The sequence below is a fragment of the Candidatus Endomicrobiellum pyrsonymphae genome (genome assembly GCF_020328025.1).
Taxonomy (GTDB): Bacteria; Elusimicrobiota; Endomicrobiia; order Endomicrobiales; family Endomicrobiaceae; genus Endomicrobiellum; species Endomicrobiellum pyrsonymphae.
Genome location: NZ_JAIXMZ010000025.1, coordinates 1 through 14,753, shown reverse-complemented (window position 1 = coordinate 14,753; position 14,753 = coordinate 1). Strand labels below are relative to the sequence as shown.

17 protein-coding genes are annotated in these 14,753 nt (G+C 34.5%); 9 read left to right on the top strand and 8 right to left on the bottom strand.

Going from position 1 to position 14,753, the window contains the following annotated elements:
- The 8 genes from LE180_RS03325 to xerD all read left to right on the top strand — a co-directional run.
- Nucleotides 1-1,126 (top strand): FtsK/SpoIIIE domain-containing protein (locus LE180_RS03325; protein WP_374134057.1); only part of this gene is annotated, 1,126 nt, incomplete at its 5' end.
- On the top strand, nt 1,123-1,929 hold the full coding sequence (locus LE180_RS03320; RefSeq protein WP_374134056.1) for an outer membrane lipoprotein carrier protein LolA: 807 nt from the start codon (nt 1,123-1,125) through the stop codon (nt 1,927-1,929). The genes LE180_RS03325 and LE180_RS03320, both read left to right, overlap by 4 nt.
- 26 nt (nt 1,930-1,955) lie before the next feature.
- Entirely contained in the window at nt 1,956-2,672 is a 717-nt protein-coding gene (locus tag LE180_RS03315) for a helix-turn-helix domain-containing protein (protein WP_374134055.1), read from the top strand.
- Nucleotide 2,673: 1 nt separating this feature from the next.
- Nucleotides 2,674-3,975, top strand: a complete 1,302-nt coding sequence (gene rimO / locus LE180_RS03310) for a 30S ribosomal protein S12 methylthiotransferase RimO (RefSeq protein WP_374134054.1) — start codon at nt 2,674-2,676, stop codon at nt 3,973-3,975.
- A 52-nt stretch (nt 3,976-4,027) separates the two neighbouring features.
- The gene (gene pgsA / locus LE180_RS03305; protein ID WP_374134053.1) at nt 4,028-4,618 is read left to right on the top strand and encodes a CDP-diacylglycerol--glycerol-3-phosphate 3-phosphatidyltransferase; all 591 of its coding nucleotides are present in this window, start codon (nt 4,028-4,030) and stop codon (nt 4,616-4,618) included.
- Nucleotides 4,615-5,064 (top strand): phosphatidylglycerophosphatase A, encoded by a 450-nt coding sequence (locus LE180_RS03300; protein ID WP_374134052.1) that lies wholly within the window; start codon nt 4,615-4,617, stop codon nt 5,062-5,064. Before pgsA ends, LE180_RS03300 begins: the two co-directional genes overlap by 4 nt.
- Before the next feature lie 275 nt (nt 5,065-5,339).
- Complete coding sequence (locus tag LE180_RS03295; RefSeq protein ID WP_374134051.1) at nt 5,340-5,963, top strand: MBL fold metallo-hydrolase; 624 nt, start codon at nt 5,340-5,342, stop codon at nt 5,961-5,963.
- 5 nt (nt 5,964-5,968) lie between these two features.
- Entirely contained in the window at nt 5,969-6,943 is a 975-nt protein-coding gene (xerD, locus tag LE180_RS03290) for a site-specific tyrosine recombinase XerD (RefSeq protein WP_374134050.1), read from the top strand.
- 55 nt (nt 6,944-6,998) lie between these two features.
- Here the strand turns inward: xerD and larE are convergent, their stop codons facing one another.
- From larE to LE180_RS03250, 8 genes are all read right to left on the bottom strand, one after another.
- Entirely contained in the window at nt 6,999-7,802 is an 804-nt protein-coding gene (gene larE / locus LE180_RS03285) for an ATP-dependent sacrificial sulfur transferase LarE (protein WP_374134049.1), read from the bottom strand.
- A gap of 131 nt (nt 7,803-7,933) precedes the next feature.
- Nucleotides 7,934-9,172, bottom strand: coding sequence for a nickel pincer cofactor biosynthesis protein LarC (gene larC, locus LE180_RS03280; protein WP_374134048.1), 1,239 nt, complete (start codon nt 9,170-9,172; stop codon nt 7,934-7,936).
- On the bottom strand, nt 9,169-9,942 hold the full coding sequence (gene larB / locus LE180_RS03275) for a nickel pincer cofactor biosynthesis protein LarB (RefSeq protein WP_374134047.1): 774 nt from the start codon (nt 9,940-9,942) through the stop codon (nt 9,169-9,171). Before larB ends, larC begins: the two co-directional genes overlap by 4 nt.
- 29 nt (nt 9,943-9,971) lie before the next feature.
- Entirely contained in the window at nt 9,972-10,235 is a 264-nt protein-coding gene (locus LE180_RS03270) for a PDGLE domain-containing protein (protein ID WP_374134046.1), read from the bottom strand.
- The gene (locus tag LE180_RS03265; protein ID WP_374134045.1) at nt 10,228-10,914 is read right to left on the bottom strand and encodes an energy-coupling factor ABC transporter permease; all 687 of its coding nucleotides are present in this window, start codon (nt 10,912-10,914) and stop codon (nt 10,228-10,230) included. Before LE180_RS03265 ends, LE180_RS03270 begins: the two co-directional genes overlap by 8 nt.
- A gap of 31 nt (nt 10,915-10,945) precedes the next feature.
- The gene (locus LE180_RS03260; protein ID WP_374134044.1) at nt 10,946-11,191 is read right to left on the bottom strand and encodes a hypothetical protein; all 246 of its coding nucleotides are present in this window, start codon (nt 11,189-11,191) and stop codon (nt 10,946-10,948) included.
- Between the two features lie 311 nt (nt 11,192-11,502).
- Nucleotides 11,503-12,600 carry an LptF/LptG family permease gene (locus LE180_RS03255; RefSeq protein ID WP_374134043.1) on the bottom strand — a complete coding sequence of 366 codons (1,098 nt, stop codon included), beginning with the start codon at nt 12,598-12,600 and terminating at the stop codon, nt 11,503-11,505.
- On the bottom strand, nt 12,597-13,760 hold the full coding sequence (locus LE180_RS03250; RefSeq protein ID WP_374134042.1) for an LptF/LptG family permease: 1,164 nt from the start codon (nt 13,758-13,760) through the stop codon (nt 12,597-12,599). The genes LE180_RS03255 and LE180_RS03250 overlap by 4 nt, the downstream gene beginning before the upstream one ends.
- Nucleotides 13,761-13,935: 175 nt before the next feature.
- Between LE180_RS03250 and LE180_RS03245 the strand changes: the two genes are divergently transcribed.
- On the top strand, nt 13,936-14,118 hold the full coding sequence (locus tag LE180_RS03245) for a hypothetical protein (RefSeq protein WP_374134041.1): 183 nt from the start codon (nt 13,936-13,938) through the stop codon (nt 14,116-14,118).
- Nucleotides 14,119-14,753: the final 635 nt, after the last annotated feature.

The following is a 14,753-nucleotide window of genomic DNA, read 5'->3' as shown; positions in this document are numbered from 1 at the left end:
GGGAGTTCTAGAGAGCGGGTCTTTTAAGAACTCACACTCTCTTCTCACGTTAGCTTTGGGAAAAACAACTGACGGGTTAGGCTATGCAACTAGTTTGGCATCAATGCCGCATCTTTTAATTGCAGGCGCCACAGGTTCGGGAAAGAGCGTTGGTATTCACGCAATAATACTTTCTATTTTGTATAAAGCGCGTCCTGACGAAGTTAAATTTGTGCTGATAGATCCTAAACGCGTCGAAATGCCGATATACAAAGATATCCCTCATTTGTATAATCCTTGCGTTAGCGCAGCTGATGCAGATATTATTACAAATCCCCGAGAAGCGGCAGTGGCATTAAAAAAACTTGTAGCGGTTATGGATGAAAGATATACAAAATTTGCAAAAAACATGGTAAGAAATATTGAGGATTATAATAACAAAATGACCGAAACAGGGGGGGGGAAAGAATTTTATATTGTTGTCGTGATAGATGAGCTTGCAGATTTGATGCTTATCGTACAAAAAGAAATAGAGGATTCCATACAACGCTTGGCTCAAATGGCAAGAGCTGTTGGAATACATTTAATTCTTGCGACGCAGAGACCTTCTGTTAATGTTATAACGGGTATTATTAAAGCTAATTTCCCTGCAAGGATTTCGTTTCAAACCACTTCTAAAATAGATTCAAGAGTTATTTTGGATATGTTAGGGGCAGAATCTTTAATGGGTAAAGGTGATATGTTGTTTTTGCCTCCCGGAGAAGCTAGACCTGTACGACTTCAGAGCGCTTTTGTTTCGTTAAAAGAAGCTGAGAAAATTATTTCGTTTATCAACGATCAAAATTTTCCTAGAGTTTATGGACCTGTAACAGCTGAAGTTGATGGTAAAGGTGGATTCAATGCGGACAAAGAAAAAGGAAGCAGAGATTTAATCCTCGCTTTGCAGCTTGTAAATGAGCGTAAAAGGATATCACAGGATTTACTCAAAGCAAACTTTGGCGGTTCTGCAAGAGCCACGAATATATTAAGTCTTCTTGAGACAGAAGGTTTTATAACGAAGCCTGTAGGCACTAACAAATGGCAGATAGATTTTGAAAAAATTAAACAGTATTTAAGTTCTATAGAATCAACTGAAAGTGAAAAATGAAACGTATAAAGTTGTCTGTCATGCTGAGCGCAGCGAAGAAGCTATATCGTTATTTCCATTTTTACAAAAGGAGTAGCAGGCGTAAGTCTGACTGGGTATGGTCGTTGTCATACTTAAGCGTAGTGAAGTATCCATTTTTAGATAGCTTAGCTTATGTTGTGATGTACGCTGTTGTGTTGATAAATATTATTGTTTCTTTAGGTTTTGCTCAAACATTAAATGATAAGTTAAATGTTTTACTGTTGGATATGGAATCAGCAGATAAAAAAATACATACGCTTAAAGCGGAATATACGCAGACTATACTGTTTGAATCAACAAAAGAAAAACAAGAAATTGTAGGAACGTTATTCTTGAAGAAACCGGATAGTATCTACATTAGTCAAAAAACACCTCAAGAGCAAAGAATATATATTGATGGCAGGAATATAATAATTTATACGCCTGATAATGGGCAAGCTTTAATTGATAATTGGAAAAATGTTATTGACGGTGATTTTGCCCCGGCTGCTATTGCAAGTTTTGGAAGTAGCTGGAGAGAAATGAAAAAAACAAATACGATAAGTTTTGACGGTGAAAACGAGAAGTATATTGTTGTTAAAATTGTTCCTGTTCGAGATAAGGATTGGACTTTGGAAATATATGTTTCAAGAACAACTATGTATCCATGCAAAGCCGTTTTAAAATCTGATGACGTAAAAGTAGAAATTATTTTTAAAAGCTATACTGTTAATCCAATGTTGGATAAAACTATTTTTAAATTCAGCGCTACAAATGATGTTGAAATAATAAAACTTAATTAGAGTGAGAACACACTCTAGGAGAAACAATGAAAGAAATAGGAAAGATAATTAAAGAGCGACGTGAAGAAAAGAAAATATCTTTAGAGGACGCGCATAAGTTTACTAAAATTCAAGAAAAATATCTTATCGCAATTGAAGAAGGAGATATGAGCGCCTTTTTTGCTGAGGTTTATTATAGGAGCTTTGTAAGATCTTATGCTAAGTATCTTGGCTTAGATCCGGAAGAGTTAATTGAAAGGCTTACTATAAAAAAGCCCGAGCGGGAAAAAGAGTTTGCTGTACAGGAAAATCCTAAAGATAATAAAAAAGATATTAAGAAATTGTTAGTCGGTGTTACGTCTGTAATAGTTGTTGCGTTATTTTTATTTTTCATATATATGCAGAAACATATTTCAAACATTCCGTCTTCTGATGAGATTCCGTTGCAAAATGACAAGATAAACAATCAAAATGAATTTGAAAAAGAACTATCGCAAGAGTCCTCCCTCGTTGCAGACATAAAACAGAAACTTGATGTTGAAGCGAAAAGTACTGTTTGGATTAGAGTAGATTGCGATAATGTAACGGTATATGAAGGCATCATTACGGAGGGAAATAGAAAGTCGTGGGAGGCTGACAAGTCTTTTACATTAAAGATTGGCTATGTTCCAGGTGTCAAGGTTCTCTTTAACGGGAATAAAGTTGATGTGCTTACAGGTTCTGTGCGAGATGTCAATACAATTGTTTTGAAGAGACAGCAGTAATATGCAAAAAATAGCGATAGTAGCTTTAGGGTGTCCAAAAAATATAGTTGAAGCAGAATACTTATTGGGGATTTTCAAAAACAAGGGTTTTGAGATAAGTGACAATCTTGACGAGGCTGATATTGCTGTAGTACATACCTGTTCTTTTATAAAGACAGCAAAAAAAGAATCAGAAAAAAGTATCCGCGATGTTTTAGATATTAAAAAAAAAACAGGTTTACGCGTTTATGTTTCGGGATGTCTTCCGCAGTTATTAAAGGAAAAAATGTCGACGGTTTTTCATAATATCGACGGTTTTGTAGGCACGGGGACTTTAAAAAACTTACCGGAATTAATTTTTAATAAAAGTTTTGGTAAATTTCTTTTTCACCCAGGCGGTTTAAATAATTCCAGTCACAGATTGCTTTCTTCAAGCATACCTTCTGCATATTTAAAAATTGCCGAGGGGTGCAACCATAGATGCAGTTTCTGTATAGTTCCAGTTCTTCGTGGCGATTACGAAAGTCGTAAAATAGACTCTTTAGTTAGCGAGGCAAGGGCTTTAGCTGACAGTGGTGTAAGGGAACTTATTTTGGTAGCTCAAGATACCACAAGTTACGGCAAAGATATTTACAACGCTTTTGCTTTAGATAAACTTCTTATAAAACTTTCAAGGATAAAAGAATTACGATGGATAAGATTGCTCTATGCTTATCCGTCAAGTATTACAGATAATTTAATTGCGGTATTTGAGGCGCATAAAAATATTTGCAATTATATAGATATTCCTATACAACATATAAGTAAAAGTATTTTGTCTGCGATGAGACGTCCATTAAATACTACTGCTATTATTGAAAAAATTAAAAATAAGTTGCCAGATATTGTTCTAAGAACGTCCATAATAACAGGGTTTCCCGGGGAAACGAAGAAAGATATAAATGAACTAATTGCCTTTTTAAATCAAGAATATTTTCAATATGTCGGTGTTTTTGAATATTCAAATCAAAAAGAAGCTGATTCGTCAAGATTAAAAAAGCATATTAAAAATTCTGTTGCAAAAGAGAGAAGAACGCTTATAGAAAAGACGCAGTATGGTATTTTTAAATCAAAAATTGATAGAATGTGTGGCAATACAGTTGATGTTCTCGTCGAAAGTTGTTTGAAAAAAAATAACAAATATCATATAGAAGGACGAAGTTATTTTCAATCTCCTGAAATTGATGGAAATATGATGTTGACGGGCGATAGACCATTGGTAGTAGGAAAGTTTTATAAAGTCGCAATAAAAGGCGTTAGCGGATATAATGTTATCGTTGACTAACTTTATGTTGGTGTATCAATATAAAGTTAGTCAACGATAGAGAGAGAATAAAATGAATTTAGCAAATAAGCTTACGGTAGCAAGAGTATGTATGGTTCCATTTTATATTTTATTTATGGAACTTGGCGGTTTTTGTAACAGTATTTTAGCGCTTCTTGTTTTCTCTATAGCGTCTATTACAGATTTTTTTGACGGCAAAATAGCAAGAGAGAATAAAACAGTAACGTCTTTGGGAATATTCTTAGATCCTTTGGCAGATAAACTGTTGATTTCAGCAGCTTTTATATGTTTTGTAGATATTCCAATGCTTGGTATTACTGCATGGATGGTTATTGCAATAATTGCAAGAGAGTTTTTAATTACGGGTCTTCGTTCCATTGCTGCATATAAAAATATAATAATACCCGCTGATAAATCCGGAAAATTCAAAATTACATCGCAAATGATCGTTATTATAACTATAATGATAATTTTAATAGTTAAAGAAGCATTTTTAAAGTTTTATGATAGCGGTGTTTATGCGACATTAGTCGTAATAATGGATAAAATTCCTTTTTGGGCAACTTTGTGTGCAACTATTCTTACGATTGTTTCAGGTGTAAACTATGTGTGGAAATACAGAAAATTATTGGGCGAAAAATGAATAAAATAGTCCTGTTTTTTTCTTCTGCTTTTGGTGTGGGCTATATAAAATATGCTCCAGGAACTTTTGGGAGCTTAGTTGGTGTTTTGCTTTGGTTGTTGTTTGTTCCTAACATATATTTATTGCAAGTTTTTTTACTTGCTGCAGTATTTGTTATTTCTATTTTGTTTTCTTCTATGGCAGAGGAAATTTACAGAAAAAAAGACGATCAAAAAATAGTTATAGATGAAGTTGCCGGGATGTGGGTTTCAATAGCGTTTTTACCTAAAACATTTCTATTTTTGTTTTTAGGTTTTATATTATTTAGAACATTTGATATTAAAAAGACTTGGTTTATAAAGAAGTCTCAAGACTTTAGAGGTGGTCTTGGCATTACTATGGATGATATATTAGCTGGTGTATTTGTAAATATAATATTGCAGTTTATAAAGTTTTTATTTTGTTAGGTATATGTTTTGTTAACCATTGTTGTAGTTTGTCATACTGGAGCGTAGCGAAGTATTTATTTGTTGCCTCTTTTCATTTCCATCTTGATGTGATGATAAAATATATAGTCAAATCGCTTTAGGTTGTACTCTCTGCATTGTAGTAAATTCCCTTTTTTACAAAAAAAAAGGGGTGGGGGGGGGGCGTACGTCGCCTGACGTGGTATTTAAATTTGAGCGCCTTTAACTATAGCGCAACCTAAAGCGATTTGACTGTAGTGGAGAGGTACTTACAAATGATAAAGATTAAGAAAATATTATCCGGGTCTTTAGATGAAAATTGTTATGTTGTTTATGATTCCGAGACTTTGCATGCTGCAATTATAGATCCCGGCGAAGATGGTGATAAAGTCATTCTTGAGATAGAAAAAGATAGATTTAATCCTGAGATTCTAATTAATACGCATGGTCATTTTGACCACATCCTTTCTGATGATAAAATACGTTCTAAGTTTAAAATTCAGCTAGCAATACATGAAAATGATGTTTCGTTGCTTTTAGATTCTTATAAAAATGGTTCTGATTTATGCAATGTCCATGGGACCGTGAAAAGTCCTGATATATTGCTTGAAGATAATCAAGAAATAAAATTATCGTTTGCTACTTTTAAGGTTTTACACACGCCAGGACACACAAAAGGCAGTATATGTTTGCTGTTTGATGGGTTTTTAATTACAGGCGATACTCTTTTTGCTGGGACAGTAGGTAGAACAGATCTTGATGGAGGCAGTAGCGAAGAAATGTTTGTATCGCTTTCTAAATTAAAAAAATTGAATCCATCTCTTGTTATATATCCTGGGCACGGCAGTGAAACTACTCTTGCAAACGAGTTAAATCATAATCCATATTTAAGAGATTAAGCGTATTGTATTTATTAAGTGCGACAGATATTTTGTCAAATGTCTTGTCTGTAGCGAAGTATCCATTAAAAAGATTTTATCGCGAGAGGTCGTGTGTGTTAGACTGCAAAACGGCGCTTAATGATTTTGTTTCTTATATAGTGGTCGAAAAAGGCTTATCTAAGAACACAGCTTTAGCTTATCGTGCCGACGTATCAAAATTTATTAAATTTGCGCATAACAAACAGATTCCTGTTGAAAATTTTGAACATCACGATATAACTAATTTTTTATGGGAAATAAAAATGGCAGGACTAAAGCCAAGATCTCTTTACAGGCTTATTGAATCTTTAAGACAGTTTTATAAATTTTTAAGTTCGGAAGATCTTGTAAGAAGTAACCCCACCATTTATTTAGCCGCTCCAAGAATACCTGAAAATTTACCGGGAATGCTTACTTTTGACGAGGTTATGCTTTTGTTAAATTCAATAAGCGCTGATGGTGAAATGAATATGCGGAACAAAGCTATGCTAGAGCTTTTATACGCCACAGGACTCAGAGTTTCCGAACTTGTAAATCTTAAATTTTCTGATATAAATTTACAAGATTGTTTTTTAAGAATTGTCGGTAAAGGTTCTAAAGAAAGACTTATTCCTTTTGGTAAAAAAGCAGTGGATTTCATTAATATTTATCTTGCAAAAAGAAAACCTATTTTAAGTGAAGACGATAACGTTTTTATTTCAAGACTTGGTAAAAAACTTTCGAGAGTTGAATTTTGGCGGCAGCTTAAAAATATTGTTAGAGATGCGAATATTACTAAAAATATTACACCTCATACTTTGAGACATTCTTTTGCAACTCACTTGCTTGCCGGAGGAGCAGATATTAGATTTGTGCAGGAAATGTTAGGACATACTTCAATCGCAACAACTCAAATTTATACTCATCTCGATAAAGAAAAAATCATACAGCAACACAAGACGTTCCATCCTAGAGGATAATTTTATACATTTGTAGTCTTTATATCAGTATATATATCAATATAAAGTTGTTTGACTATAGCGTTTCATTCATGCTACCAGTTCTATATCCCAAGATATCTATTGTGATGTAGATGAATCCAATTTCTTTAAATTGCTTATACACATTCTCTCTATTTTTGCGGCGCATTAAAACACAAAGTCCTTTTTCATCTGTTTCAATGCGAGCTAAATTGTTATGATGACGTACTCTAACTTGCTTAAGTCCTATATCCAAAAGTATTTGTTCTGCGCGGTCTATCATAGACAAACGTTGCGGTGTGATTTCTTCTCCGTATGGAAACCGTGATGAAAGGCATGCAAAAGATTGCTTATTCCATGTTGGTAGTCCAAGTTTTTTGGAAAGTTTGCGAATTTCATTTTTGTTGAACTCCGCATAACGTAAAGGACTTTTTATGTTTTGTTCCGATACAGCCTTTAAACCGGGTCGATAATCGCTGTTATCATCTATATTTGAAGCTTCGGCAATATATTGTATATTGTTCTTTTTAGCTATATCCCATATTTTTGAGAACAGTTCGTTTTTGCACAAATAGCACCTGTTTGTCGGATTATGTGCAAATCCTTCAACACTTAGTTCTTCCGAACTACAAATGACGTGACGTATATTTTCTTTTTTACAAAAATTTATTGCCTCGTTTAATTCGCGTTGAGGAAAAGAACAAGATGTCGCAGTTACAGCAATAGTTTTATCACCTAGTGTATCGTGAGCTATTTTTAGGAGAAAAGTTGAATCTACTCCTCCGGAAAACGCAACGACAAGACCATCCAGACTTGAGATATACTGCTTTAAATTTTCATATTTTTGTTTTGTAGTCATTTTTTTCTCTCTACGGAAAAAATTCTTGTGTCTTGTTTCGTCACGAACAAAGTGAAGAATCCACGCCGTTGCTGTCATTCTGAAGACCGAAGGCTTGAAGAAGCCATTTGTTATCCCTTTTTTCATTTTTTCTATTCTCTTAAGTTTTTTATAACTTCGTCAAATGATATATTATTTAAATTAGCGACTTTTGCAACATCATCATATTCGGGTTTAGATTTTTTTATGTTATAACCCTCTCCTGTTTTTATGCGTATTTTACCATATACAGTTTCTTGAGTTGTTGTATTACGTTTTAACACGTATCTGTCGCAAATAAATTTTCTTACTCCAAAAGTAGTTGTATGTTGCAATATTAGTTCTGCAAAAAAATTAGATTTATCTTCATTGCACATACACGTTAATAAAATTGCAGGACGATTCTTCTTCACTTGAATTGGTGTTATAAAAACATCTAATGCATCTGCCTGTAGCAGTAAGTCAACAGCAAAACCTATTGCTTCGCCCGTCATATCATCTAAATTACATTGCAGTTGAACGATCCGTTCATTTTGTATGGGAGCATTATTCTCTGTTTCTCCTAAGAACGCTCTGACACAGTTTGCTGTGTCAAAATCTTTTGAACCCATACCATAACCTATTTTTTGAATACACATTAGAGGCATTTGTCTAAAATGTGTTGTAAAATATTTTATAATTGCAGCTCCTGTTGGCGTGCACAATTCACCCTGTATATTGTTGCAGTATATAGGGACGTTTTTTAATATAAAAGCTGTGGCAGGCGATGGCACAGGCAATATGCCGTGCGCACAATGTACAAATCCGCTGCCAACATTGATTGGCGATACAACTATTTCTTGAGGGGAAATTGTTTCCATTAATATGCATACGCTTACAATGTCAGCTATGGCATCCATATTTCCAACCTCGTGAAAATGAATTTGATTAATAGTTTTTCCGTGAACAGTAGCTTCTGCTTCTGCAATTAGATGATATATATTTGAAGCGTTGGTTTTAACTCTATCGGAAATATTTAATTTAGCAATAATGTTTTCAACTGTGGCAAGATTTATATGATTGTGTTCATGCGCATGATTGTGATTATTCATACTGCAGTGAACGCGATTATATTTGGACGTTACAATATTTTCGTCCTCTAAAGTTTCTTCTATATCGTGAACCGTTACCTTTATATGAGTACCTACGATACCGCATTTGACTGTTGATTCGGAAGATAATTTAACATTATGAAGCCCGATGAAGTTTATTTGTTGTAAGAAAGCTTCTTTATCATCAAGCAACTCAAACAATGCGGCTGTTATCATGTCGCCCGCAGCTCCCATAGAACATTCTAAAAAAAGCGTTTTCATTTAATGCTCTCCATTTTGTTTATGCGATTAGCAATATAGCCTGCCCCAAAACCATTGTCAATATTAACTACTGAAACACCATTTGCACAAGAGTTTAACATCGCGAGCAACGCTGACAAACCGTTAAAGTTAGAGCCGTAACCGACGCTTGTAGGCACGGCTATAATGGGGCAACTCACAAGCCCTCCTATTACGCTTGCAAGCGCCCCCTCCATACCTGCAACTGCCACTATCACGCGCGCTGTTACAAGAGTATTTTGTTTGGATAATAGTCTGTGAATTCCGGAAACGCCTACGTCGTACAAACGCGTAACTTTGCTGCCTAGTACTTCAGCTGTAATTGCCGCCTCTTCACATGTAGGCATATCGCTTGTACCTGCAGATGCAACAACAACAGAGCCTACTTTTTTGATTGTTTTATCGCGGTTGACAATTGCAAGCTTTGCGATGGAATAGTACTCTAAATCTATTTTTTGTTCAATTAAAAAATCAATCGAGTGTTCTGAAATACGTGTAATAATAATATTGTTTAAGTCATTAGCAAGCATATTGGAAAGAATATCTCTAATTTGTTCGGGTGTTTTGCTTTGCCCATAAATTATTTCGCCCACACCTTGCCGTAAACTTCTGTGATAGTCAATATTGGCGTAACCCAAATCTTCAAACGGCGCAACTTGCATTTTTAATAAAGCATCGTCAGGGGAAATCTGTCCATTTTGCACAAGTTCTAACAATTTTAAAATTTGTTCTTTTCCGTTTGCTTTATTCATTATTCTGTCCGTTTTACAAATTTATTTTTTTACTTTACAAAACGTTTAACAACTTTATACAAAACGTAAATGATAAATAGTCCCATTATACCGGCGCAGAAAGAAGACATAAATTGATTATGGATAAAAGGGAAAGAGTATCCCGTAAATAATGAAGATATTTCTTTTGCTTGACCTTCAAAACCATAATTTATTGCTATTGTTTCTAATGTGTCGGGGCGTTTGGAAGCAAACAGACTTGCAAGCAAAACTACAAGTATAGGAATTGTAATGACAAAAGTTTTTTTATTCATCTGTATCTCTTGTTAAATTTTTAAATATTTTAAGCAACACTAAAGTTATGCCAGTTTCCAACAAAGCTACGATGAGATGCATGTTCATCATATCTTCAAATGCTGTTAGAAATGATACTGTACCTGAAATGCTAAGCTCAATTAAACATGAAAGCGATGCAGTTAGCACTGAAAATAGGCATGCGGCAAAAACTGCAAGATAATGATTTTTATTTAAAAACGTTTTGTATATGTAATATGAAAGAAAAGAGCCTACAAAAGCCATGTTGAAAATATTTGCTCCAAGCGCAAGAATTCCTCCGTCAGAAAAGAATAAGCCCTGTAGTATAAGTACCGATGACATTATCACAAAACCCTCAAGAGGACCGGCTAATACGGCTGCAAATACGCCGCCAATAAGATGAGCTGATGTTGCTGATTGTATGGGGATATTAAACATTTGAAAAGCGAATACCCAAATAGCAATGATTGTCAGATTTTGAAAATATTTGCTTGCATTGTCAGAGAATCCAAAAGATACGGAACCTATGTTTGAGTTTCCGTTATTTCCCATAAGCGTTCCTGTGAAAATGGTTGCAGCTTTAAGAATTTTGCTCAAACAGTATCCAAGCATCCCCAATGCGCCTACAGTGAAACCTCCTGCTAAATTATTGTTTAGAAATCCGTCTGGTATATGCATAGCGTATCCTCCCAAAATTAATACTAAACAACTAGAGCAAAACAATCCACATGAGTTTTAAGGAAAGACTCCTTACCTTACCTTCAGGGCAAGACAACTCAGAATTAAAGCAATCCTCCCAAAGACCAGTGTTAAGACGTTTAGGATCTTGCTCCTGAGCTTTAAGGCAAGCTTCCGAAGGGACAGGACAAGAAGACAACTGAATTTCAAACAAAGCATTTACATATTCAGAAATAGAAGCAAGTTTAGGAGTTACAACCACACGAAGACAACACAATTGACAACAATAGTAATACTTACTGCTATAGTTTTTTTAAACATAAACTCAAATATTTAATTACATTAACACAAAAACAAAAAGAAAAATCAATAGCTTTCCTTTCAAACCAAGTTAAACAAGTTTTGTTTTTAAAGTTTAAATAACATTTTTTTAGTTTGATTATGCAGTAAAATTGTGTACAATAAATGTAATAGTTCTGTTGTTGATTTGCAATGAGAGCTTACAAATTGCTTACAATTCTATGCTTGACAAAACTGCCAAAAAGCGTTATCACACAAGTTGACAGTTAATGTGATATGTTTATACAGTTATTTCTTTATTTCAATTAGAAGATAAATGCCTATTGTTGAGAATATAATGCATGGAAGCCAAGCGGCAATAATTGGCGAAAGTATAAGATTTTCACCCAGCGATCTTGCTATTGCTTGTATTCCCCAAAAAACAAATACTGCGCCTAAAGCCAGTGTAAAGTTTAATATTCTATTTAGTTTGCTTCCAAATCCAATTACGAATGGTATGCCTATCATCATTACTATAACATGAGAAAAAGCAGATGCAAATCTCGTGTTTAAAATAATTCTTGGTTTTATTGCCGCTTGACCAAAAGTTTTTAGCTGATTTATATGTTTTTTAAATTCAGATATATTCATTGCGTCGTAACGCTCTTCTTTTATTGTGTTTATTGTCATGTCTTCAGGTGTCATAGATATATTTGAATTACAGTCTTTAAAATAAATTTCATTCCAAAAATAAGAGTCAAAATCTCTCATAACGCCATTTTTTAGAATCCACGCTCCGTTTTCCCAGACCGCTTCTTTAGCTAAAACAAGACGTTGTATTTCGAAATTAGCGTTATATTTTTCCATCACAACATCTTTCATTGTATTTGCCTGCGTATCTAGGTGACCTATTGTCATTCTGGCATTGTCTGGAAGAGAAACTATTCGATTGTAGTAATCTGTTACAATCAATATCTCCTCTTTTTTTATCTTTTCCTTTTTTACTATTTCATTATAAAAACTTGTTTTAGAGACAACAAATTCTCTTGTTGCAAAATCTCCTATCCCTATAATAACTCCCATTATAAGAAACACTGAAATAACTCGCCACACATTTATTCCTGCGGCTTTCATTGCTGTAATTTCATTCCTCTTTGATAGATTTCCGAGTGAAAATAATAAAGCCAAGAGAGTTGCTATAGGCAGACCCTGCATAAGCCATTCCGGAAGATTTGTAATTAAATGTAAGATTATTAAATCAAAAGAAGGTTTGTATTTCGTATAAAAGTTATTGCTTATATTATCAAACAACCCTGACATTGCCACCACAAGTGAAAAAGCCAATACAGTAAGCATAAAAATATTTGTAAATGTTTTAATAATATACTTGTAAAGAATTTTTATCATTTTTTTACCATTTTTATAAATAAACTTGTTCCAATTATTGTAATTACAAAGTTTGGTATCCACAATACAATTCCAATAGGGGCATATTCTTTCTCTCCTAACTTAGTGGAAAGTATAAGTAGCGTATAATAAATTAAAATAACAGCAAAACTCACTCCAAAGCCCATGGCTTTTCCATGTTTCCCTACCATCATTCCTATGGGTAGCGCAACAAGCGCAAAAGCAAAAGGCGCAAAAGCAAAAATCCAGCGGTACCAATAATCTTTTTCGCATTCGTAAGCTGTAGTGGCAAGACCTTGTTTTTTAGATTCTTTTATAGTTTTAAGTAATTTATGCGATTGTATTGCCGCTGGCAGTAAACCGTCTTCTTTAACAACAACGTCCAAAGGTATAGAAAAAACGTAAGTTTCAAAAGTCATATGCAACATGGCGTTTAAATTTTCTGGATGCGCCTTTTGCCAGTAGCCTCGATGCATGGTAAGTTGCATGCAGTTTTCGTAAGCTTTTACTGTTGCAAAGGAAGCGGTTATACGCCAAGAACCTTTATCATTTTGTGGCAAAATATTTTTTGTTTCAGTCCCTTCGTTTGAGGTTGAGTTGTCTCCGAATTTGTATATGCTCATTTCATACAAAGAGTTGTTATTATTGTCAACTTTGTTTGCACATATATGGTATTCGCCAATATCCGTTATTGCTTTTTCATTAAATCTAACAAGAGGTCTTTTTGTCATTACTTCTTCAGTGAGCGATTTATAGCGGGCATTTATTACCGGGGCCAAGAAATGATTAAAGAACAGGAGAAAGAAAGACACTACGCAAATACAAATTGTTACAGGCATTGTGAGCGTTTTGTAATCTAAGCCTGAAGATTTCATTACTGTAATTTCATTGTCTGACGAGAGTCTTCCGTAGGCAAGCAATATTCCAAAAAGTACAGCCATTGGTATAGCAAGCGTTAAAATGTTTGGAAGCCAAAAAACAAACAATTTTAAAACAAGAAAAACAGCAACTCCTTTTGAAAGGAATAAATCCATAAATTCAAATACAAGATTTAAAATGAGAAGTAATGAAAAAATTAAAACTCCAAGAAGAAAAGACCAAAAAAATTCTCTAATAATATAGGCGTGTAGTTTTTTTATCATATTTTTTATTTGTTGCATCGTCCCTTCGTGCTTTTGTCAAGTGAAACAAAAGTACCAAAAATTCTTGCAGAACTACAATTACAAATCACCAAGATTCAAATTTGAACACTTTATCATTTTTGGCATCTTTCTTTACGCCATCATTGTACCAAAATTTACGAAAAAATTCCCTATAATATTAAATCTGAAAATCATGGAATCTATAAAAACGAAAGGTTTTAGAATCTTTATTTTGACGATTTCTTTATTTATTTGCGCTGTGTCTGTGGCGGAATACAAGCCTGTTGTAAAACAATACTCAATTATTGGTGATAATAAAAAAGAAATTTACGAGCATATTTCAAGCGTGCTCGCAAGTTTCTTCTTTTTAATGTAAAACCCGAACTGCAAAGACTTTTCAGACTAGTACAAAGATTGCAACTTTTTCTTCGACTAAAACTTCTCCTACAACATTTTCCTCGTCCCCAAATCTGTTTTCAACGCCACCATCATTCCTTCCTTAGCTTTCTGCTATTTTCACCATATTGCTACATCAAACAGACAGATTATTTTCCCGCTCCTAGAGGCAATCACCTCTTAACATCCTGCCATTTTCGCCATATTGTTGCATCAAACAGACAGATTATTTTCCCGCTTCTAGAAACCCCTCCCCCTTCGCCCACTCCCTCAGCTGCTCCAGCAACGCCTCCGCCATACACAGATAATAACTAAATGTCTTCGGCCTCTGCAAATTCACCGTCGCCTTTATCACCTCCAAGTCAGCCATAGGCAACGACGAGGAATGTAAGAAGGCGTTGAGAGAGGTGCAGAATGTGGGTAAGCAGATGGTGGTGAATTTAGTGGAGACTGTGGTAACGGAGATAGGGGGGAGGGGTTTCTAGAAGCGGGAAAATAATCTGTCTGTTTGATGCAACAATATGGCGAAAATGGCAGGATGTTAAGAGGCAATCACCTCTTAACATCCTGCCATTTTCGCCATATTGTTGCATCAAACAGACAGATTATTTTCCC